Annotated in this window: 18 protein-coding genes and 1 pseudogene; 12 read left to right on the top strand and 7 right to left on the bottom strand. The window is 38.4% G+C overall.

All coding sequences use genetic code 11. The annotated features are described in order from the left end of the window. The first annotated feature begins 77 nt into the window (after positions 1–77). Genes JL102_RS07635 through bcp form a run of 3 tightly spaced genes read left to right on the top strand, consistent with a single transcriptional unit; the run spans position 78 to position 3,053 of the window. Positions 78–689 carry a fumarylacetoacetate hydrolase family protein gene (locus JL102_RS07635; RefSeq protein ID WP_202243689.1) on the top strand — a complete coding sequence of 204 codons (612 nt, stop codon included), beginning with the start codon at positions 78–80 and terminating at the stop codon, positions 687–689. After that, positions 658–2,604, top strand: coding sequence for a M23 family metallopeptidase (locus tag JL102_RS07630; RefSeq protein ID WP_202243688.1), 1,947 nt, complete (start codon positions 658–660; stop codon positions 2,602–2,604). The genes JL102_RS07635 and JL102_RS07630 overlap by 32 nt, the downstream gene beginning before the upstream one ends. A 2-nt stretch (positions 2,605–2,606) precedes the next feature. Continuing rightward, complete coding sequence (bcp, locus tag JL102_RS07625; protein ID WP_202243687.1) at positions 2,607–3,053, top strand: thioredoxin-dependent thiol peroxidase; 447 nt, start codon at positions 2,607–2,609, stop codon at positions 3,051–3,053. Positions 3,054–3,108: 55 nt separating this feature from the next. Here the strand turns inward: bcp and JL102_RS07620 are convergent, their stop codons facing one another. Beyond that, positions 3,109–4,464, bottom strand: a complete 1,356-nt coding sequence (locus JL102_RS07620; RefSeq protein ID WP_202243686.1) for an FAD-binding oxidoreductase — start codon at positions 4,462–4,464, stop codon at positions 3,109–3,111. 244 nt (positions 4,465–4,708) lie between these two features. Between JL102_RS07620 and JL102_RS07615 the strand changes: the two genes are divergently transcribed. The 3 genes from JL102_RS07615 to JL102_RS07605 all read left to right on the top strand — a co-directional run bounded on the left by JL102_RS07615 (position 4,709) and on the right by JL102_RS07605 (position 7,454). Next, entirely contained in the window at positions 4,709–5,560 is an 852-nt protein-coding gene (locus tag JL102_RS07615) for a pirin family protein (protein ID WP_202243684.1), read from the top strand. Between the two features lie 61 nt (positions 5,561–5,621). After that, positions 5,622–7,004, top strand: coding sequence for a vWA domain-containing protein (locus tag JL102_RS07610; RefSeq protein WP_202243683.1), 1,383 nt, complete (start codon positions 5,622–5,624; stop codon positions 7,002–7,004). A 75-nt stretch (positions 7,005–7,079) separates the two neighbouring features. Further along, the gene (locus JL102_RS07605) at positions 7,080–7,454 is read left to right on the top strand and encodes a methylglyoxal synthase (RefSeq protein WP_202243682.1); all 375 of its coding nucleotides are present in this window, start codon (positions 7,080–7,082) and stop codon (positions 7,452–7,454) included. 10 nt (positions 7,455–7,464) lie between these two features. Here the strand turns inward: JL102_RS07605 and JL102_RS07600 are convergent, their stop codons facing one another. Next, a complete protein-coding gene (locus tag JL102_RS07600) occupies positions 7,465–8,181 on the bottom strand; it encodes an NUDIX hydrolase (RefSeq protein WP_202243681.1) in 717 nt (238 codons plus the stop codon). A gap of 64 nt (positions 8,182–8,245) precedes the next feature. On the opposite strand from JL102_RS07600, the gene pfkA reads away from it, so the two are divergent. Genes pfkA through JL102_RS07580 form a run of 4 tightly spaced genes read left to right on the top strand, consistent with a single transcriptional unit; the run spans position 8,246 to position 12,832 of the window. Beyond that, positions 8,246–9,229: a 6-phosphofructokinase gene (gene pfkA, locus JL102_RS07595; protein WP_202243680.1), complete on the top strand. Its 984-nt coding sequence runs from the start codon at positions 8,246–8,248 to the stop codon at positions 9,227–9,229. Then, positions 9,226–10,080: an N-acetylglucosamine kinase gene (locus JL102_RS07590; RefSeq protein WP_202243674.1), complete on the top strand. Its 855-nt coding sequence runs from the start codon at positions 9,226–9,228 to the stop codon at positions 10,078–10,080. Before pfkA ends, JL102_RS07590 begins: the two co-directional genes overlap by 4 nt. Next, positions 10,077–11,054, top strand: coding sequence for an ROK family protein (locus JL102_RS07585; RefSeq protein WP_202243673.1), 978 nt, complete (start codon positions 10,077–10,079; stop codon positions 11,052–11,054). Before JL102_RS07590 ends, JL102_RS07585 begins: the two co-directional genes overlap by 4 nt. Further along, positions 11,051–12,832 carry a glycoside hydrolase family 15 protein gene (locus tag JL102_RS07580; RefSeq protein ID WP_202243672.1) on the top strand — a complete coding sequence of 594 codons (1,782 nt, stop codon included), beginning with the start codon at positions 11,051–11,053 and terminating at the stop codon, positions 12,830–12,832. Before JL102_RS07585 ends, JL102_RS07580 begins: the two co-directional genes overlap by 4 nt. An 84-nt stretch (positions 12,833–12,916) precedes the next feature. Here the strand turns inward: JL102_RS07580 and JL102_RS07575 are convergent, their stop codons facing one another. The 5 genes from JL102_RS07575 to JL102_RS07555 form a co-directional block, all read right to left on the bottom strand. Next, the gene (locus tag JL102_RS07575) at positions 12,917–13,357 is read right to left on the bottom strand and encodes a hypothetical protein (protein ID WP_202243671.1); all 441 of its coding nucleotides are present in this window, start codon (positions 13,355–13,357) and stop codon (positions 12,917–12,919) included. A gap of 164 nt (positions 13,358–13,521) precedes the next feature. Continuing rightward, positions 13,522–15,711, bottom strand: coding sequence for a bifunctional alpha,alpha-trehalose-phosphate synthase (UDP-forming)/trehalose-phosphatase (locus JL102_RS07570; protein WP_202243670.1), 2,190 nt, complete (start codon positions 15,709–15,711; stop codon positions 13,522–13,524). A gap of 160 nt (positions 15,712–15,871) precedes the next feature. Continuing rightward, a complete protein-coding gene (locus JL102_RS07565; RefSeq protein WP_237390480.1) occupies positions 15,872–17,773 on the bottom strand; it encodes a DUF294 nucleotidyltransferase-like domain-containing protein in 1,902 nt (633 codons plus the stop codon). After that, complete coding sequence (locus tag JL102_RS07560; RefSeq protein WP_202243669.1) at positions 17,770–18,465, bottom strand: 3'-5' exonuclease; 696 nt, start codon at positions 18,463–18,465, stop codon at positions 17,770–17,772. The genes JL102_RS07565 and JL102_RS07560 overlap by 4 nt, the downstream gene beginning before the upstream one ends. A 48-nt stretch (positions 18,466–18,513) precedes the next feature. Then, on the bottom strand, positions 18,514–20,718 hold the full coding sequence (locus JL102_RS07555; protein ID WP_237390479.1) for a TonB-dependent receptor: 2,205 nt from the start codon (positions 20,716–20,718) through the stop codon (positions 18,514–18,516). 258 nt (positions 20,719–20,976) lie between these two features. Between JL102_RS07555 and JL102_RS23535 the strand changes: the two genes are divergently transcribed. Then, positions 20,977–21,216, top strand: coding sequence for a hypothetical protein (locus JL102_RS23535; protein WP_237390476.1), 240 nt, complete (start codon positions 20,977–20,979; stop codon positions 21,214–21,216). Positions 21,217–21,234: 18 nt separating this feature from the next. Further along, a pseudogene (locus tag JL102_RS07550) lies at positions 21,235–21,972 on the top strand (alpha/beta fold hydrolase); the annotation flags it as partial. Positions 21,973–21,974 lie beyond the last annotated feature (2 nt).

Genomic DNA, 21,974 nt, shown 5'->3' with positions numbered 1-21,974 from the left:
AATTATTGTTTCTGAAGATAATAAAACAACTTCCTTTATTTTTAATATAACCAAACCACTTCTAAATAGTTTTTCTAATGAAGATACTTGCTGTAGGACGAAATTATGTAGAACATATTGAAGAACTGAACAACGAAAGGCCCGATGAACCCGTGATTTTCACTAAGCCAGATACGGCATTATTAAAAGATAATGCTCCGTTTTTTTACCCTGATTTTAGCAAAGATATCCACTATGAGGTGGAACTGGTTTTAAAAATCTCTAAAGAGGGTAAAAACATACAAGAAAAGTTCGCTCATAAATACTATCAGGAGATAGGTATTGGGGTAGATTTTACGGCGCGAGATCTTCAGCAAAAAGCTAAAGAAAAAGGACTGCCCTGGGCACTGGCCAAAGGCTTTAATGGTTCGGCCCCAGTGTCAGAGTTTCTCCCTAAAGAGAAATTCGATGACTTAAATAACATCAACTTCAGTCTCGAACTGAATGATGAGGTAAGACAACAGGGAAACACTAGTCTTATGCTTTTTAGCTTTGATTACATTATAGCATATATCTCTCAGTTTTTCACGCTTAAACAGGGAGATATGATCTTTACAGGAACTCCTAAAGGTGTTGGGCCTGTTGAAATTGGAAATAAACTATCAGCGTATATTGAGAATGAGAAACTACTGGATTTTGAGGTTAAATAGACATTTATATTTTACATTAATATTAACATTCTTTGCGCTAACCTCTTTTTCGCAGAGTTCTGAGGCGGAGTATAGCCCAGGCAAAAGCGGCTACTATCTGTTTCCTATAAAACCGGGCATAAGAAATACGCTGGCAGGCACCATGGGTGAGCTTAGGTCTAATCATTTTCATACTGGTATAGATATAAGAACAGAAAGTCGTACAGGACTAATGGTACAGGCCGCAGCGGATGGGTACGTGTCAAGAATAGCCATATCTCCTTATGGTTATGGCAATGCGGTATACATTACTCACCCCAATGGCCACATTTCTGTATATGGTCATCTGGAGCAATTTACTGGAGAGTTAGCAGATTACATCAGACAAGAGCAATACCGTAAGCAACAGTTTGATATCGATTTGTTTTTTAGAAAAGGCCAATTTGATGTAAAAAAAGGCGACACCATTGCTTACTCCGGTAACAGCGGTGGCTCTGGTGGTCCTCATTTGCACTTTGACATCAGAGATAGAAATAATAAACCTTTGAATCCTCTTCACTATGGATTTAACGAAGTACTGGATCAAACCCCGCCCGTGGCAGAAGAACTAGCAATTACTACGTTAAACAAAAATTCAAGAGTAAATGGAAAGTTCGGAAGAGAAGTATTTACCCTTAGGCGAGTGGGTAATGACTATGTAATTGATGAACCCATACAGGTAACCGGAGAAATAGGCATTGAATTATACGCTTATGATAAGCTTGATAATGCTCGTTTTAGATGCGGTGTTAATGAAATAGTATTGGATGTAGATAATAACCTTGTATTCAAACAAGATATTACCACGTTTAACTTTGGTGAGCAGAGAAACATTCTTAAGCACATGGACTATAAGGAGCTAAAAGATACCGGACACAGGTATCATAAACTCTTTGTTGACGATGGCAATGAATTACAGTTTTATACTACAAATGCTCACCAAGGTAAGCTGAATTTTAATAGCTTGGCAGAACATCCTGCTAAAATTCTCATGAAAGACAGCTATGGAAACGAAAGTAAGATTACTTTTTCTTTGAAGAGCATCCCAACGGCTCCTGAGGAAATTAAAATGTATGGACACGAACAAAGCAGCATATACCTACAGGAAAACACCCTGGTAATAAAAGCTGACATTAATAATAGTGAATTGCCTGCTACAGTGAGCCTATACCTTCCTGAAAAGAAAGAAATAACGCCTGACTACACCATTAATGGAAATGTAGGTGTATACCTCTGGGATATGAGAAAAGGCCTTCCCTTTTCTGTAGATATCAATGGCAAAAATACTCAAATGAATTACAAGGATATGATTCCTCCATCATCGTCATACAAATACTACAGTGAGCTTATTGATATATCTTTTACTCAAGCAGACCTATTCGATACCCTCTATCTTCAAACGGACTACCAGTATGATAGCGTAGCCAACAAGGAGTACTTTTTTATTGGAGATACAGATGTGCCTTTAAGAAGCTACATAGGAGTAACTTTAAAACCTCAAATACCTTATAAAGAGGCCGATAAATACGCTGTTTATCTGCTCAACGAAAGAGGTGCGGCTTACTACAAAGGTGGAGATTGGAACTATGACAAAATATCATTTTCCACCAGAGATTTTGGCAGGTTTACTATACTCAAAGACATTAACCCACCAAGCATAGTACCTGTAAAAGTGACCCGAAATGAATTACGTTTCAAAATCTATGACGACAGGGCAGGCATTAAAGAATTTAAATGCTCAGTAGACGGCTCATGGGTACTTATGAATTATGACTATAAAACCAACTTGATATGGTCAGAAAAGCTGGACCCTAAGAAGCCTTTTACCGGAGAAGTAAAGCTAGTGGTGACAGACAATTCAAATAACGAAAAAGTATATACAACAAAAATCAACTAACAATGGAATTAAAAGAAGGTGATCAGGCCCCAGATTTTGAAGTTAACGATCAAAATGGAAGCACTGTTAAGCTTTCAGATTATAAAGGCAAAAAAGTAGTGCTGTACTTCTACCCTAAAGATAGTACTCCTGGTTGCACTGCAGAGGCATGTAACTTGAGAGATAATTATGAAGCATTACAAGCGGCAGGATATGAAATATTAGGCGTAAGTACAGATTCTGAAAAATCGCATCTAAAATTTATAGAAAAGCAGGAACTACCTTTTACCCTTTTAGCTGATACTGAAAAACAAATTCATGAGAAATACGGCACATGGGTAGAAAAGCAAATGTACGGAAGAAAATACATGGGCACCGCCAGAGTAACTTTTCTTATAGATGAAGAAGGCAAAATAGAAAAGATAATTAACAAAGTAAAAACGAAAGATCACACTGCTCAGATCTTATAAATAAAAGGAGTTTGTGAGAGGTTTATCCCTTACAAACTCCTGCTTTTTCTCGTTTCTATTGGATAGTGAGACCTATTCTTCTGGCAAGATCCGAGCTATAAACCCCTTTAGGGTCATACTTGCGCTTTACCTCAAGCCACTCTTTATGTTGAGGATACATGGCTTTGAAAGTAGCCTCATCCAGATAAGCGTCTTTACCTAAATATATTCTACCTCCAGCATCCAGCACCATTTTATCCAGCTTCTTAGTGAAATCCTTAAGCCTGTCAGTAACAGGAAAATCAATAGCAAAGGTATATCCTTTCATGGGAAATGATAGCGGAGCCCCTTGCCCTTCTCCAAACTTCTTCAGCACATTCAAAAAAGGCACACATCCACTTTTAGTAATAGCATCCAAAATCAGCCTTATACTCTCCTTACCTCCTTCTTCCGGCACCACAAACTGGTATTGAATAAAGCCTTTTTTTCCATACCCTCTATTCCACTCATTAATCATATCAAGAGGGAAGAAAAAACCATCATAATGAGAAATCCCTGTACCGCCTTTTTGCTTGATATACAACACCTTATTGAGCATGCTTACCGTAAGCTTATTCAAGGTAAAAGAAGGTAAGTAAAAAGGAACCGTAAGCTTAGAAACTCCGCCCGTTTTTAATGGATTTTTACGAAGATTAGCTGGTAAATCCTCTAATTTGGCTTCATTTCCTACTACGAGCACTCCTTTTCCAAAGTTTTTACCTGTAGCTAAAGAGTCTATCCATGCCACGGAGTAATTATATTGCTCATCAGCACTGTCTATTGCAGCGAGCATCTCATCCAGATTCTTAGCTACTATTGATTTTTGCACAAAATAAGTAGTCTCTATTTTCCTGAGTCTGATGCAAACCGTTAAAATCACGCCCAAAAGGCCGAGACCTCCAAAATTAGCCCAAAACAGATCTTCATTTTCAGTTCTGCTTGCTTTTAGTATTCGCCCATCTGATAACAAAATAGTGAAATACTCCACACTGTTTACAAAAGATCCATCTACATGATGTGCTTTGCCATGAATGTCATTGGCAACAGCACCCCCCAGTGTAACAAATTTGGTTCCCGGATTAATCATAGGAAACCACCCACGCGATGCAAAAACTCGGATAATTTCATCTAAAGTAGCTCCTGCTTCACAGGTTAAAAGGCCAGTTTCTTCATCGAAAGAAAGAAAGTGGTTCATCCTTTCCATTTTCAATATAATATGATCGCTATTAGTAGCCTGATCAGCATAGCTTCTGCCCTTCCCTCTGGCCAACATAGATTCTTCAGGATGATAATTAATTAGTTCTCCTTCCTGCGTAGGGTAAGCCACATTACAAGGGGATTTAGGAATGTTTCCCCATCCGGATAAAGTTTCTTCTGCGAGCTTCTCAATCATTTTTTTCTTCGTTATGAGGTAAATATAATAACCTCCTATTTAAAGGCATCTTCACGGTATCAATTAATTCCTTTATTCTTTAAATGTTTATAAAGACAATAGAATTGTGCTAGTTGGAAAACCAAAATTTATCCATTGAGATTAGAACATGAGCTAAGGCTTTTTTGTAATTAGATTAAGGAAGTATGAACTTAATGTTTAAACATTAAGTTGTATATTTGGACAAACACTTTAGTAATTAGCAATGAGAACAATTAAAAAAATACATAAAGCGATATCCAGACCTATAGCAGATCTTAAAACGGTATCTCCTATACCTTCTGCCACTCTGGAACAAATTGATCCTTTTATATTCTTGAATCATCACGGGCCTCAAGTTTACCCTGAAAACAATAATGGACTGCCTTTTGGCCCTCATCCACACAGAGGAATGGAGACCGTTACCTTCATCGTAGAAGGTGATATAGCTCATAAAGATACAGGAGGCCATGAGAGTGTCATCAATGAAGGTGGTGTGCAGTGGATGACTGCAGGTAGTGGACTCATACATGCAGAGGTATCATCTGACGAATTTCTAAAACAAGGTGGTGATTTGGAGATACTTCAACTATGGGTAAACCTACCTGCCAAATATAAAATGACAGCTCCGGCCTATATCGGCTTACAAAAAGACAAAATACCTGCAATAAAGAGTGAGGATGGCAAAACCACCATCAATCTGGTAGCCGGCACTATAGACGGACAAAAAGGAGCATTTGATACGCTAACTGATATTTTCCTAAGTACCATTTCACTTGAAGCGGGCGCTCAATATGACTTAAAAGCACCTGCCGACAGAAATGTATTCTTTTATGTAATAAGAGGAAATGTAAACGTTAATAATACTTCTGTCAGCTACTTTAACCTGGTAGAGTTTGATAATACGGGCGAAGATATCAGAATAAAAGCCGATGAGGACAGTTTAATACTCTTTGGACATGCCACTCCATTTAATGAGCCATTAGTAGCTCGCGGTCCTTTTGTGATGAACAGCGAAGAAGAAATAGAGCAGGCATATAATGATTTCTATGCTGGCAAGCTAGGAACCTGGTCATAATAGCAATTAAATTGATAGATTTACAATAATCTCTATCAGTTTAATGCTCAGCTTTTATTATATGAAAAAGATCCTGTTAACTTCTCTCCTGTCTTTGTTCATTTACCACCTGCAAGCACAAGATGTACAGCAGGTGCTTCCAGAAAAAACCAGGATACTATTCCTGCTCGATGGCTCGGGAAGTATGCTGGCCGGCTGGGGAGATGTTAACAGGATAACCGCTGCCAAAGAGCTCCTCACAGAGTTGGTAGATTCCCTTAAAACTAACACCAAGCTAGAACTTGCCCTTCGTGCATATGGACATCTATACCGCCGCTCCAGTCAAAACTGTAAAGACACCAGGCTGGAAGTCGGATTCTCTAGAAACAATCATGATATCATAAATAATAAGCTCAACCAGATAGATCCGAAAGGCACTACCCCTATTGCCTATTCACTGGAGCAGGCGGCAAATGACTTCCCAAATTCAGGAGGATACCGAAACATCATTATTATCATTACTGATGGTATTGAATCTTGCGATGGAGACCCCTGCGCCGTATCACTGGCACTGCAGAAAAAAGGCATCTTCCTTAGACCTTTTATAATAGGTATAGGTATGGGGGAAGAATATAAAAAACAGTTTAAATGCATTGGAGAGTATTATGATGCTAAGGATGTTAATAGCTTTAAATATGCCTTAAACAAAGCCATCACTACTAGTTTAGTAAAAACATCTGCCAGTGTAGAACTTCTGGATATTAATCAACGCCCCAAAGAAACCAATGTCAATGTCACTTTCGTGAATAGCTTTACGGGAGAGCCCGCCTTTGATTTTGTTCATTACCTTGATGGGCGCGGCAAGCCAGACTCCGTACAGCTAGACCCTGTTCTTACCTATGATGTAGTGGTCAACACGCTTCCTCCAGCCGTTAAACGTAATGTGAATCTGGTGCCGGGCAAGCACAATGTCATACAGGTAAACGCCCCTCAAGGATCATTAAATATAACTCAGGAGGACGCTGCTTATTATCACCATGGGGTGAGAGCAATTATTACAGAAAGAGGCAAAAATCAGATCGTAAATATTCATGATATCAATACCTTGCAAAACTATCTCGTAGGCACTTATGACGTTGAAGTACTCACCACCCCAAGAAGAAAATTTAGAAATGTAAGTATTTCACAAAGTAAAACTACCGACCTCAACCTCCCTTCTCCCGGTATTCTAAATATAGTGAATAATGCTGCAGGCTACGGTAGCATCTACGAAATTGATGAGAATGGAATACAGCACTGGGTATATGACCTGGATCATGATAAGTCCAAAATATCAGTACCTCTACAGCCGGGTAATTATAAAATAGTTTTTAGGGTAGACCGTGCACCTGGCAGCAAATATACCTCCATCAAAAAAGTGACTGTACAAGCAGGCAGATCTGCTATAGTTAAACTTTTCAATTGATTTTAAGCCTATTCCCGGTGCTATTTCATATAATGTTATATTTTTGTCTCACAGCATTTTAAATTTTTTTATACTATGAAAATAGCGATAATCGCTCATGACGGGAAAAAGCCAGAGATGGTAGCTTTTTTACTGAAACACAAAGAACTACTGACACATGTAGAGTTATTTGCTACTGGCACCACTGGTGGCCACGTAGCCAATGCTGGCTTAGAAGTAACCAAATTCCTTTCGGGCCCTATTGGTGGAGACGCACAAATAGCGGCTATGGCTGCCACGCATGACCTGGATATGGTAATCTTTTTCAGAGATCCACTAGACAAGCATCCGCATGAGCCAGATGTACAAATGCTGATGAGAATTTGTGATGTACACAATATTCCTATTGCTACTAATCCTGCTACTGCCGAGCTGCTATTTAAAGCATCTGCTCAGCTTAATTCGCTTTAAAACAACTGCTTTATAGCCAGCCTTTAGTTTTGATTTTCTTCTTATCAAACTGATAAAAACGGGCTGGCTTATGAGATACTCCCACCTCTTTTTCATCGAGAGGAATGAGCATGCCCGCCGTCTGAAGCTTCTTACGAAAATTCCTTTTGTCAATATTCTTATTAAGCACCTCTTCGTACAATTTCTGTATTTGTCTGAGCGTAAATTTACGCGGTAGCATTTCAAAGGCCAGCAGTGGTTCCTTCTTTAGGCTGGCAGCCAAGTGATGTAAAGCCTGAGATAGAATAACACTATGATCAAAAGCCAACATAGGCAGCTCCAGCACCGGCATCCATTTTACTTCACTAGCAAAAGACGAGGGCTTAGGGTGCAACTTACCCGGCTTCACTATAGCATAATACGCAATAGTAATTACCCTCGCCTGAGGCTCCTCTCGCACGCTATTTAGCCATTGAATATCCGAATTAGCTTCTAACCGCTCAGGATCTCCAAAAGCCCGCAGCTGCTCTAGAAATATATTCCTCAAACCAGTAAGTTCATATAAAACACGACTGGCCGCTTCATCCAGATTTTCATCATCTCTAATCAGGTCTCCTGGTAGCGCCAAAGCCTCATCTTTGCCCCCTCTTTTGATTAATAAAACTTGTAATTGGCCCTTATCAAAGCCAAAAATTACACAATCAACAGAAACATGTGGATTTAAACTATTTGATTTTTGTAAAGTCAATTCTATATTGCCTAAGTGTTACGATTACACTAACTTTGGTTCTGTCTAATATATAAAATATTTCATGAGTACTGAAATCAAAAATATCGCTGTATTTACTTCAGGTGGGGATGCACCTGGAATGAACGCCGGAATTCGCGCGGTAGTGCGGGCATGTGTTTATTATAAGAAAAATATTTTTGGAGTTTATCGAGGGTATGAAGGTATGATCGATAATGACATTGTAAAACTCGATGCTCGCTCGGTGAGTAATATCATCCAACGAGGAGGTACTATTTTAAAGTCTGCGAGAAGTGAGGAATTTAAAACTAAAGAAGGCCGAAAAAAGGCTTACGAAAACCTTAAATCCAGAGATATTGACGCTCTAATCGCCATTGGAGGTAATGGAACATTTACAGGTCTGCATTATTTCGGTCAGGAGTATGATATTCCTACCATTTGTTTACCTGGAACTATCGATAACGACCTTCCTGGCATGGACTACACTATAGGTTATGACACGGCTACTAATACCGCTGTAGAAGCTATAGATAAAATAAGAGACACTGCACTATCTCACAACCGTTTATTTTTCATAGAAGTTATGGGCCGTCATAGCGGTTATATTGCCCTAAACAGTGGTATTGCCGGAGGCGCTGTGGCCATTATGATGCCAGAAGATAGTATGACCGTAGACGAGCTATTAGTTAAGCTTGATGCTGGAGCTGAAAAAAACAAGAAGTCTAGTTTAGTTGTTGTAGCTGAAGGTGGGCAAGAAGGTACCGTATGGGAAATAGCAGAACAAGTGAAGAAGAAAGCTCCTTACTATGACACAAAAGTAACTATACTAGGACACCTTCAAAGAGGTGGAGCCCCTTCATATTTTGATCGCGTTTTAGCTGGCAGATTAGGAGTAGGAGCTGTAGAAGCACTTCTAGACGGAAAAAGAGATGTTATGATTGGCATAAAAGATAATAAACTAGTATTCATAGATTTTGAGCAGATTGACAATAAGAGACATGAAGTTGATCCTGAAGCAGTAAAGCTGGCCAAAATCCTAGCAATATGATACTAATTGGAATCAGCGGTTCTACTAAATGCGACTGGCAGATCATTGAAAATGAAAGCCTGATCCTTAAGCATAGTACTTCAGGTATTAACCCCTTCTTTCATAGTGAAGAAGAAATAGCTGAAACTATCAGAAATATACCGCAGGTTTCAATAGATGCACAAAAAATAGAAGTAGTTTATATCTACAGCGCTGGCTGCGGAAGCAAAAGCCGGCAAACAGTAGTGAAAAGAGCATTATCATATGCTTTACCTAAGGCTCACCATTATGTAAATCATGATATTGTAGCCTCTGCACTCGCTACTTATGAAGGAGTTCCTTCTATAGCATGTATTTTGGGTACAGGATCCAATGCATGCTATTTCGATGGTGACATAGTAAGACAGGAAACCCCTGCCCTTGACTATATACTAGGTGATGAAGGCGGTGGCTCATACTTCGGTAAAAAGCTACTCAATGCATACCTCTATAAAAAACTACCTAAACACCTTTCTACAGCCTTTGAGGCTACTTATAAAGTCACTAAAAATGACATCTTAGAAAGCGTTTACATGCAACCTTACGCCAATGTATATTTAGCCTCTTACATGAAGTTTATTGAAGAACATAAATCCGATGAGTATGTTATAAATATGCTTAACAAAGGATTTTCTCTCTTCATGGACTTATATGTGACCTCTTTCACCAAACACAAAGAGCTAAAAACGCATTTTACCGGTGCTATTTCTTATATATTCAAAGACATATTATCAGAAGTAGCTATATCCAAAGAAATTTCTATTGGAAAAATAATTAAAGAACCTATTGACGATCTCGTCTCCTATCATATAAACAAACATTACCAAAAATGAATGCAGTAATTGTCGGCATAGATATTGGTGGCACCAATACCAAATATGGAATAGTATCCGATAGCGGAGAAGTATTATATCAAAACAAAATTCCTACACAAGAACATTCAGACTTCAACGACTTTGTCATACGGTTGACTGACGCTATAAAAAACGGTCTCGAGCAACTGCCTGGAGATAATCAAATATTAGCTGTAGGTATAGGAGCTCCTAATGGTAATGTCTACAGAGGTACTATAGAGCATGCCCCTAACCTACCCTGGAAAGGTATTGTGCCTTTGGTAGATCGAGTGAAAGAAATTTTGAAAGTGCCAGTAATGGTTACTAACGATGCTAATGCAGCTGCCATGGGTGAGATGATCTACGGAGGTGCAAAAGACATGAACGATTTCATTGTCATTACACTAGGTACCGGATTAGGATCTGGTATAGTTTGTAATGGCGACCTTGTATATGGCTATGATGGCTTTGCTGCCGAGCTAGGCCACGTAACCATTAACCCTAACGGAAGACACTGTGGCTGTGGACGCAAAGGATGCCTGGAAACCTATGTATCCGCTACTGGTATAAAAAGAACAGTATATAAACTGTTGGCAGACTTCATGGAAGACAGTGAACTGCGCGGTATTAGTTTTGATGACTTATCTACCAAGATGATTACAGAATCAGCCCACAGAGGTGACATCGTAGCTAAAGCGGCATACGAATACACTGGTAAAATCCTGGGCTCCAAGCTGGCGGATACCGTAGCACATACTAACCCTGAGGCTATATTCCTTTTCGGAGGCCTCTCTTTGGCGGGTGATTTGATCTTTGAGCCTACTATCAGGCATATGGAGGCTAATCTAATGCCTATCTATAAAGGAAAAGTGAAGATTTTACCTTCGCAATTACAAAATCAAAGTGCTCCTATATTAGGAGCTAGCAGCTTGGTTTCTAAATACTTAACCAAAAAACCTTCAATTAAAGCATGACAAAACATACATATGATTATGGCCTTATAGGTAACTGTTCATTTCAAGCCCATGTGCACAAAAACACTAATATAGAGTGGATGTGCTGGCCACGATTTGACAGTAGCTTCATATTTGGCGGCATGTTGGATGATGAAAATGGTGGAGAGTTCTCTATTAAGCCTGAAGGCGAGATAAAAGAAACACATCAATATTATCTGGAAAACACCAATATACTAGTCACGGAAATAACTTGCGATCAGGGACGGTACAGAGTAACCGATTTTGCTCCCAGATTTCAGCAGTTTGACCGATACTACAAACCCATTATGCTCTTACGTAAAGTAGAGCCTCTGGAGAACTCTCCAAGAGTAAGGGTAAAGTGTATGCCCACTGGTGACTATGGTAGACTAAAACCATCACAGTATGAGGCCAGTAATCATATCGAGTACTTAGGTCTTGAAAAAGAAGTACGATTAACAACTGACTTTCCTCTCTCCTACATTGTAGAAGAAAGGCCCATTGTACTCAACGAAGTAAAATATATGGCTCTAACTTGGGGAGCCCCATTAGAAGCTCCTCTTGCCAGCACTTGCGAAAGCTTTTTAGATAAAACTAAAAGATACTGGCGTGGATGGGTTAAAAATATGAGTGTGAGCAACTTTCACCAGAAAGAAATCAACCGCTCTGCCCTAGCTTTAAAAATCCACCAGTATGAAGATACAGGTGCTATTATAGCAGCGGGTACTACCAGTTTGCCAGAAGCACCCGGTAGCGGCAGAAACTGGGATTACAGGTATTGCTGGATGCGTGATGCTTACTATACACTTACCGCTTTTAACAATATAGGTCACTTTGAAGAACTAGAGAGATACTTCAACTACATTGTTAATATTTCTGTAAAATCCAGAAACAGGTTTCAGCCACTTTATAGCGTAACTGGTGAAGGGGAGCTTACAGAGAACATACTGGACTTAAAAGGATATAAAGGAAATACCCCAGTGAGGGTCGGCAATCAGGCCTATACACACATACAAAATGATGTATATGGGCAAATTTTAGCCTCATTGATGCCTTTATATGTAGATCAACGCTTTATTAATCTGGAACGCTCAGACTCTTTGAACCTAGTTTATGATATTCTTCAAAAAATAGAAGACCTCATGGAAGAGCCAGATGCCGGACTATGGGAATTCCGTACGCTTAGTCAGTACCATTGCTACACCTATTTATTCCACTGGGCTGGAGCCAAGGCTGCAAAGAAAATAGCTGATAAGTTTGATAATGAGAAGATCAAAACACTAGCTGATAAAGTGATTAAGCTTTCTTCAGAGAAGATCGATGCTTGCTTTGATGAAATGAGAGGCGTTTACACTCAAGCTATAGGAAGTAAAAACCTAGATGCCAGCAACTTACAAATGATCATGATGGGATACCTACAAGACAACCCTGAGGCATGTAAGAAGCACTTAGAAGAGCTTGAAAAAGATCTCAAATCTCAGGAAGGCTTGTTCTATAGATATAAACACGCTGATGACTTTGGTGAGCCGGAAACTACTTTCCTAATCTGTGCCTTCTGGTATGTAGAAGCGCTAACCTGCGTAGGTAGAATAGATGAGGCTATTGAGACGTTTGAAAACTTACTTAAATATAGTAATCACCTAGGACTATTAAGTGAAGATGTAGATGCTAAAACCGGAAGTCAATGGGGTAATTTCCCTCAGGCTTACAGCCACGTAGGTTTAGTAAATGCAGCCTATAGAATAAGTAGAAAACTAGATATGCCTAATTTTCTATAAATCAGAAGAATATAAACACCATAAAAAGGCCGTTCATTTTATTAAGAACGGCCTTTTTATTTTCTAAGCAATCATGAGTACGCCTTAAATACCTGTTCCTCCGTATAAAGACTTAATCACTATGTTATATTCATTCTTCAATTCCTTGTAATCAAAATTACGCTGCTCAGCAAATTCTTTTAATATCTTCCTGATTTTACCCTGCTGGCGAAAAGCAAGCACTGAAATCACCACCAGCACAAATACAACTAAACCACAAACAGATATTACACCTGTCATTATATTGTCATAGGTAGAAATTGGATAACTATTACCTGCGATAAATATATTATAAAGAAGAACCAACACCCCCATACCTAACATGGTCACTCTTAAATAAGTGTATAAGTTCATATATTTTTGATAATAGAGAAATGACTCCTCTAGATCTGTCTTATGCATTTCAGACACATACTTCAGTTGTATTTCCTCATATTGTTGTTCTTCGTGTTTTACTTGATTTGACTGCTCTTCCTGATCTACCATAAAGTTGAAATGTTAAAATGTAGATCAAAACTAATGAATGCCTATAATTTTACATTCATATATATCGAAGAATGGCTTCTATAAGGAGAGTATCTATAAAAAAAGCTTAGCAAGAAGTAATAGATACTCCCTACTAAGCTTTATATTTTACTTAAAAGTAAAGTTTAACTATTAGCCATTAGAGATAACAATTCTCTTACTGCAAAGTGATCTTTAACACTATATTTAGCAGCTGACCGCAGATCTCCTACTTTTATAGTGCAAGCATGTTTGGGCATAGCCTTAAAGGTATCTTCATCTGTCCAGTCATCACCCACTGCAAAAACGAAGTTGTTCTTGTTTTTAGTGTCAGCCCATCTGCTAGTAGCTTTACCTTTGTTAATCTCAAGGTTTTTGATTTCCACTACTTTATTACCTTCCAATACTTCTAAATTCATATTAGAAGAGAGGTATTTCAAATGGCTTATAATCTCACGGGCACGTAGTTCTCCAAGACCGGTCTCTACTTGTCTGTAATGCCATACCAAAGAGTAATCCTTCTCTTCAATAAATGATCGAGGTGTTTTATCAGTATACATTTCAAGAATAGGCCTTATAGCATCTTTCCAGCTATCATCCAGGCTGTCAATGGTTTTCCAATCCTCTCCTCTCATTTTGAGCCATACCCCGTGCTCACCTACAAACTCCACATCAAATTCTCCAAGCCATTCCTGAAGCGTATCTTTATCCCTTCCGCTAATAATAACCACGTTAGTATTTTTGTCTGCGGTAAGTTGAGTTAATAAATTTCTCAGTTCATCATCTGGTTTGGCTTCTTTAGGGTCGCTATTAAAAGGCACTAGAGTACCATCATAATCAAGGAATAAGAGCCGCTTTTCTTTACTCTTAAATTCGTTAACTATGTTCTCCACCATGCTGTCATCCATCACTTTGGTGCCCATTACTTTCTGTTGTTCTTTCACACTATTTAGTCTATCAAGGAAAAGTTTTACCCAATGATGGATATCGAATTTTTTTATTGCTTTTTGCATAAAGGCCATATGCTTTTCCTGCTCTTCAACAGGCATAGTTAAGGCCTTATAGATGGCATCTACCACCTGATGTTTATCATTAGGGTTTACTATAAGTGCTTCTGAAAGCTCTTTAGACGCCCCCGCCATTTCACTTAAAATAAGTACTCCTTTTTTATCAAGCTTACTGGCTACATACTCTTTACAAACCAAATTCATCCCATCTCTCATAGGTGTCACTAAGGCTACATCAGCCATTCGGTAAAAAGCAGAAAGATCATCTAGTGGGAATGAACGATAGAAGTAGTGTATAGGAGTCCAGTTCATAGAGCCGTACTTACCATTGATCCGCCCTACGAGCAGATCTACCTCTTCTTTAAGGTTTTTATATTTCTCTACAGTATCACGAGAAGGTACCACTACCATAATCAGTGATATCTTATTTTGATACTCAGGATATTTGCTAAGGAAAATATCAAAAATCTCTAGCCTGGCTGCTATACCTTTAGAGTAATCTAAACGATCTATAGACAGCATCAACTTCTGGTCTCCCATGGAAGTACGAAACTTCACTTCTTTGCTTAAGGTAGACGGAGCCGCTGAAGAGTTAGCATATTTATCGTAATCAATCCCAATAGGGAAAGAATCGATCATAATGGTTCTTCTGTCTTTGGTAATTTGCCCTTGTTGGTTCCCTATGAAGCATATGCGACTTACAGCACTTAGAAAGTGACGCATGTCATCATAGGTATGGAAACCTACTAAATCCGAACCTAATACGCCATCTAACAATTCTCTTCTCCATGGTAATAAACGAAATACCTCAAAAGAAGGAAAAGGGATATGTAAAAAGAATCCAATACTGGCATCAGGAAGCTTCTGCCTGATCATATCAGGAACGAGCATGAGCTGATAATCATGTATCCAAATGGTGTCATCTGGATTGGCCAGCTCTAAAACGGCATCACAAAACTTTTGATTAACCTTTTTATAAGCATCGTAATAAGATTTTTTATATAAAGCGTATTGATTAAAGTAGTGAAAAGTAGGCCATAACGTTTCATTACTAAACCCTTCATAAAATAACTTAATCTCAGATTCGGAAAGATAAACCGGATCCATATTTTCAGAAGTGAGTTTTTCGGTCACTTCTGCCTTCTGGGCTTTGTTCTTATCTTTAAAGTATAGTCCTGGCCAACCTACCCATACATTGTCACCGTCTTTATAAATGGAACCCAACCCAGTAGCCAAGCCACCTTCGCTGGATTTGTATTGTAAATCGCCATTACTATCACGTTGAACTTTAACCGGTAGCCTATTAGATACAATTATTGTTCTCGCCATAGAATTTTTTAGATACCAATATGATTATTGGAGGTTTAAATTTTGTTGGTTGAATTGAACTATAAGTTTAACAATTAAATAGCTCTTTGTTCCTTTATGTTAACAATTTTTCCTTATTAGTAAAAAAAAACAACCTTATTAAATTGTTAATGATTCTTTTTTAGCCAAAGAGCTTCTTAAGAAAGACTATCTTAATTCTTTGCTGAAAGTTCTCTATCACCTTAAAGATCTCTTTTAATGTTACTATTTCAATTTTTGTTAGTGTATCTAGGCTAATAAAATTATCAGGGCTCTCCTTGTCATACATAATCTGATGCGCCTGATTTTTCAACCTCATTCCCATCAGGTAATAATAAGACTGCATGAGTTCATGATAATCCTTTTCAGAAAATACCTTTTCATCCATTAAGCTTTGAAGTCTTTCTCCAGTATTGGTTCTCAGAATTTGATAACGTAGTGCATACACACGTACCAGATCTACCAGTGGAGTCATTGCTCTTTTTATATTAAAGACCTTCTTCTCTCCTTTTGAAATGGTCTTTATACCTCTAAAAAAGCTCAATGGTGGCTCATACTGCAAAGCATTATTAGCCAGCTGAGCAAAGAAATACTCACCAGGATCATGTAATTTTTTTACAATGTGCTCTTGGAGCTGAGTAATCAATTCTTCATCGCCATAAATCAGTCTACAGTCAAAAAAGGTGCTGAAGTTCATCACTGCCTCTGGGTTGGGCTCCTCTATCCATTTGTCATAGTTTCTCTTCCAATGAGAAAGCGAGTGTGTCCATCTTGGGTTTTTAGCCATCAGTCCACCACTACAATAGGTAAAGCCTATAGTATTGAGTCTTTCAGAGACCTTATCTGCAAAAGCCAGAAAGTACTCTCTGGTCAATTCCCTAAATTCGTTGGCCTTATCCTCGTAAATGATCGCGTTATCCTGATCCGTCTTGAGGGTTTGTTCTTTTCTGCCTTCACTACCCAGGCACATATACACAAACCTTGCTGGCGGTGGTCCCATCTCTTCAATAACACCTTCTATTACCTTCTGATCAATGGTATCCGAAACATTACTTATTACTTCATTTACCAGCTCTGATTTTACCCCCCGAGTTAGTAGGTTATACGCCAATTCAGGAACTTCAGACCACTTATTTTGCAGCTCTTCTACTGAGATCGCCTGCCGTACTGACTGAAGAAATATAAAAGGAGACTGCGCCTGATCCGCCAAAAGCTTGTTTCTACTAATCACACCTTTGGTTTCACCACCCTCCTCTACTAACAGGTAACGGATTTTATTCTTAAACATTAAAAGAATAGCCTCATAAACATAAGAATCCATGGTGATAGTATAAATATCAGTATCCATAATATCCGTCACATAAGTATCAGCGGCTTTTCTATCGGCTATGATCTTATTTCTTAGTATAATATCCGTGACATACCCCACATATTTGCCTTTATCCTGAATAAAAAGGCAACTGATTTTCTCTTCTTCCATAATGGCTGCAGCTTCATAGGCTGGTGTTTCTGGACTACAGCTAGCAATGTGGCGCATAACGGACTGCTCTATCCGGCGATTGAAATATCGATCATAAGTAATAGCATCTTCTACCCTCGCCTCTTGTTTAATCACATAGTGCGCATACTTTTCATCCAGCATTTCTTTTCCAAATACAGATAGAAAATTTTGGTAGAACTCTTCATGTGTATTACATAACTCCTTAAAAAGAGATGCTGCCACTTTCAAAACCTTGGTTTTCCCTTTAGCCTCTACGGTATTTATAGATCGCCCTTTATTCAATAATATCGAAAAAGCCCCATAAGTATCGTGTTTACGCAGCTTTTGCTTGTGTTGCTTTATGCCATGCCTATCAAAAAAGAATGCCTGATATCCGCCTTCATAAATCAAATCGAGTCCGGTTATTTTGGTATTATGCTGCTGATAGATAATACCCTTATCTTTAAATTCAACTTCCTGAAGCTCATCTGCCACTTTCTCTAGCACCTCTTCCGGTAAAGTATCGAAAGGTGCTGTATTTTTTAGAAATTCGATTCTATTCATGAAAACATCATTATTAAGCTTACAATAAGAAGAATGATTACAGGGAGTCCACATCCATATTTCTTACGTATCTCCTGCGTTACTTTTATAAAAAGAGTTTGGTTATCAATCAGCTCCTCATCAATCTCTCCCTTTCTATACAATTCAAAAAAACATTTGGCCGTGGCCTCAGCATCTACACTGGCATCATGCATATTTACTAGTTTCTCCTTAAAGAGGCCTTCATATAATATTCCTAAACTAGGAAAATCTCGGTTGGTGAAGCGAACATAATCCCCTGTAGAGCGCATGGTGCAAAAATGGGGTAAATCTTTTATAATATTCTTTAATCCTGCCCTATTAAATGCCACTTGCAACATCTTACTGTCAAACTCTACAAAATGTCCTACAATAAGGGGTTTATAATGCCGTAAATCATTGGCTAACATTTTAATAACCTCCTTTCTCCCCTCTCCTTTTTGCTTGAGCAATTCGTAATCTATCTTATGAATCTTTTTAGAAGATTCTTCAATTATAATATCTGGTTCATTGATATAATGATTCTCGCTTTTTAATAACTCCCCTTTGGAAGTATAAACACGCCAGGCTACTTGTAAGATAAATGGCCAAACATCCGTTTGAGATATTTTACTGTTTATATCTTGAGGTATACCTGACGTTTCGGTATCGATAAATAACAAATAATCTTGCATTTCAGATCACAAGTTACTATAAATGAATGAATTACTACACATAGTCAATTAATAAGTAAACACCAATTTCACACCACCATAACCATTAATTCCTAGAGCTGGCTGATAATATCTCTGTCCGTAGGGATTAAGGTCATTACCTCGGCTGTATTTCTGATCCAAACCATTCTCTATACCAGTGAAAATTTCAAAATTCCATTGGTTAGAAAATGCCTTTCTCCAGCCTAACCTTCCAGAAAGCAAATGATAACTATCCTGATATACCGTATTACCATCATTCAGGGGTATTTCATCCGTAAACTGATGGGTAACATTTAGGTACACTCCCATGCGTGTTTGTACATCTAACGTATTCACGCAAGTATTTGGAGCCACTCCGGTAAGATCATTACCACTGTAATCATTTTCTTTCTGTAAATAGTCTTTAAATTTAAAGAAATGTCCGGTATAACTATGCTCCAAATGCACTAGATTAATTATATCCTCTGGTTTTCTTATTATATCATAACCAACACTCACTTCTACACCTTTTTGGTCTGTTCTTCCTGCATTTCTAAAAAGCGTTACTCCTTCAGGGCTGGTATATGTGGTAATCGTTTCATCTAACTCAAAATAGAATAAAGTAAGATCTGTATTAAGCCTTGAGTTCCACCACGTTCCTCTGTAACCGATTTCATAATTAGTACCTTTTTCTGCATTCAAATTAAGGTTAATACTACCTTCATTGGTTCTTACTTCATCTATAGTAGGAGGCGAAAAGCCATAACTAACAGTAGCTCTTAGCGCCTGATTGATTCCTATTTTTTTCAGTAATGCTACCCTTGGTACCCAGACAGGCTCAAAATTTCGTTCTCTATCATAAGCCTTTCCTGTAGCCATATCTGCCTTTCGATTAATATCATAATTAAGATAATTCTGACTTATACCCACAGTTAAAGACAGGTCATAAGGAAGCTGTATTTCTGCCTGAGTAAATAAGAAATACTGTTTCACGAACAAATCATCACTGAATCTCAGTGTGTCTGGCCGCCCTCCTACATTACCAAAATTATCTGCAGATGTTTTGCTATACTGATATTCTCCACCACTGACCCAATTCAAATTCATATGTTTGCCAAGTGTATGCTCAAAGCTAACGCTGGTGCGCCCACCATATCCAAACTGCGTTTCCTTTTTATAATCCGTATTAAATGGATCGTCAAAATCGCTTGTGGTGATATAACCACTAGTAGTAGTTTTCCAGTGCTTTCCTAAGCTATAATCGTAAGACATGCCGCTAAATAAAGCCTTTTGCCTTATTGAAGCATTCAACTCCTCACTACCTGGCCGAGCCTGAGTTCTATCATCTTCAACTTGCTCTGCCGTAAGTGCTCCAGGCAATTCATAATACAGATCAGTATATAATAAATTAAAAGTCAGACTATTATCATTATCCAAATCCCAACGGTTAGACCATTGGAAAACCTCTCTCTCTGATGCACTTTGATTTCTGAAACCATCAGACTTTTGCTTTACATAAGCAGCTGCCAGGCTTCCATTTTTTAAAGGTTGCTGAAGGGCGAGCCTATACTTATAAAGCCCAAAGGCTCCTATCATATACTCGGCTGTAGCCATTCCTTTATTGAAAGTGGAAAAATCATTGTTTAACCTTATTACACCACCATTACCAGCACCATATATGCTACCAGCTGGCCCTTTAATAATATCTACATCAGATATATTAGAAAGATCTAACAGGTTAAGCCCTGTAGTTCCATCAGGAGAGGTGTAGGGTATGTCATTCCAGTAAACTTTTACATTTCTAACTCCAAATGGAGCCCTCAAAGAGCTGCCTCTAATAGAAATGCGATAGCTATTGGGCGCTCGCTCTTCCATACGTACCCCTGCCACAGTATTAAAAGCATCTACCATTGAATTTTCATTAAAACGCATCAACTGAGCTCCAGACAGATGCGCCATTGCTCCGGGCTGTTCTAAAAGGGACTTTTCCATTTCAAAGCCATGAACCACCACTTCATTCAATGCCAATTCATTGGGTGTGAGATACAGCGTGTCTGCCATTTCAGGAACCATATGATAATACTGTGGATAATAACTCACGTGCGATAAGTAGACCTTCACTTTCGTGGTAATATCCCTTAGCACCATACCATTAGAATCGGTGGTTAATATGAATCCATTCCCTTTTATCAATACATCTGATATGGGTTGGCCCGAGCTTACATCCATAACCCAAATTTTGGCTTGCGCCATAACGGTTATAACACCAAAGCATAAAATAACTACAAGAAGGTACCGCATATATTTTTAATAAAGACTAAAGAAGCCAAACATAATCAATATACAAAGACAGCGCTGTTTTGTTAATATTACCCTAATCAAAGCCTATCATACAGGCTCCTAACACATAAGCCATATCATTCAAACTGTTACTTTGATCTATAATATGGCTAATAACAATGGCAGACATCTTTCCGTTACAACATTAAAATTAACAACCCTAACTAATCTATGAGAAAGACCATATTGTTAATGAGCTTAACCATATTAATTTCACATTTCAGCATAGCTCAAAATATAAAACCATTAGGAATTGCCCTTGAAGGATACGACTATCCTTATGCGGTAGAGTATATACATTTAGATATCCAAGGAGAATCATTACAAATGGCCTACATGGATGTAAAACCAGAAAAGCCTAATGGTAAGTCTATTATGCTTATGCATGGCAAAAACTTCTGTGGTGCGTAATGGGGCAAAACTGCCAAAGATCTGAGTGATGCAGGCTTTAGAGTAATTATTCCAGACCAAATTGGTTTTGGAAAATCAAGCAAGCCTAAAGACATGCAATACACCTTTCAGCTGCTAGCCACTAACACCAAGGCCCTGCTAGATTCTATAGGCATTAAAAAGACAAGTGTACTAGGCCACTCTATGGGAGGTATGGTCGCTACCCGATTTACACTGATGTTTCCTGATATAGTAGATAAATTTATACTGGTAAACCCAATAGGATTAGAAGACTGGAAGCTAAAAGTACCTTATACTGGTGTAGATAAATGGTACCAACAAGAGCTAAAAAAGAGTTATAAAGGTATTAAAAACTACATGAAGGAAAGTTATTATGATGGAAAATGGAAGCCTGAATATGACGAGTGGGTAAATATTTTAGCCGGATGGACCTTAAGCCCAGAATACCCTTTAGTAGCCTGGAATAGTGCTCTTACTTATGACATGATCTTTACCCAACCAGTGGTGTATGAATTTCCTCAAGTGAAAGCACCTACTCTGCTCATTATAGGCCAGCGGGATCGTACTGCTCTGGGAAAAAATCTGGTAAGTGAAGAAGTACGCCAAACTATGGGGAGATACCCAGAACTGGGAAGAAAAACAAAAGAGGCCATACCTAATGCCGAGTTAGTAGAAATAGATGGCATAGGTCATTTACCGCATATAGAAGCTTATGACAAATTCATAAAACCGCTTTTACAGTTTATGAAAAAGTAGTT

Source organism: Fulvivirga sediminis, assembly GCF_016757215.1.
Taxonomy (GTDB): Bacteria; Bacteroidota; Bacteroidia; order Cytophagales; family Cyclobacteriaceae; genus Fulvivirga; species Fulvivirga sediminis.
The sequence above is the reverse complement of the archived record's forward strand: the minus strand, read 5'-3'. Positions and strand labels throughout refer to the sequence as shown.

Bases quoted from the DNA above. Each gene is read 5' to 3' on its own strand.
- JL102_RS07635 (WP_202243689.1), top strand. From the start codon at position 78: ATGAAGATACTTGCTGTAGGACGAAATTATGTAGAACATATTGAAGAA.
- JL102_RS07630 (WP_202243688.1), top strand. From the start codon at position 658: ATGAGAAACTACTGGATTTTGAGGTTAAATAGACATTTATATTTTACA.
- bcp (WP_202243687.1), top strand. From the start codon at position 2,607: ATGGAATTAAAAGAAGGTGATCAGGCCCCAGATTTTGAAGTTAACGAT.
- JL102_RS07620 (WP_202243686.1), bottom strand. From the start codon at position 4,464: ATGATTGAGAAGCTCGCAGAAGAAACTTTATCCGGATGGGGAAACATT.
- JL102_RS07615 (WP_202243684.1), top strand. From the start codon at position 4,709: ATGAGAACAATTAAAAAAATACATAAAGCGATATCCAGACCTATAGCA.
- JL102_RS07610 (WP_202243683.1), top strand. From the start codon at position 5,622: ATGAAAAAGATCCTGTTAACTTCTCTCCTGTCTTTGTTCATTTACCAC.
- JL102_RS07605 (WP_202243682.1), top strand. From the start codon at position 7,080: ATGAAAATAGCGATAATCGCTCATGACGGGAAAAAGCCAGAGATGGTA.
- pfkA (WP_202243680.1), top strand. From the start codon at position 8,246: ATGAGTACTGAAATCAAAAATATCGCTGTATTTACTTCAGGTGGGGAT.
- JL102_RS07590 (WP_202243674.1), top strand. From the start codon at position 9,226: ATGATACTAATTGGAATCAGCGGTTCTACTAAATGCGACTGGCAGATC.
- JL102_RS07585 (WP_202243673.1), top strand. From the start codon at position 10,077: ATGAATGCAGTAATTGTCGGCATAGATATTGGTGGCACCAATACCAAA.
- JL102_RS07580 (WP_202243672.1), top strand. From the start codon at position 11,051: ATGACAAAACATACATATGATTATGGCCTTATAGGTAACTGTTCATTT.
- JL102_RS07575 (WP_202243671.1), bottom strand. From the start codon at position 13,357: ATGGTAGATCAGGAAGAGCAGTCAAATCAAGTAAAACACGAAGAACAA.
- JL102_RS07570 (WP_202243670.1), bottom strand. From the start codon at position 15,711: ATGGCGAGAACAATAATTGTATCTAATAGGCTACCGGTTAAAGTTCAA.
- JL102_RS07565 (WP_237390480.1), bottom strand. From the start codon at position 17,773: ATGAATAGAATCGAATTTCTAAAAAATACAGCACCTTTCGATACTTTA.
- JL102_RS07560 (WP_202243669.1), bottom strand. From the start codon at position 18,465: ATGCAAGATTATTTGTTATTTATCGATACCGAAACGTCAGGTATACCT.
- JL102_RS07555 (WP_237390479.1), bottom strand. From the start codon at position 20,718: ATGGCGCAAGCCAAAATTTGGGTTATGGATGTAAGCTCGGGCCAACCC.
- JL102_RS23535 (WP_237390476.1), top strand. From the start codon at position 20,977: ATGAGAAAGACCATATTGTTAATGAGCTTAACCATATTAATTTCACAT.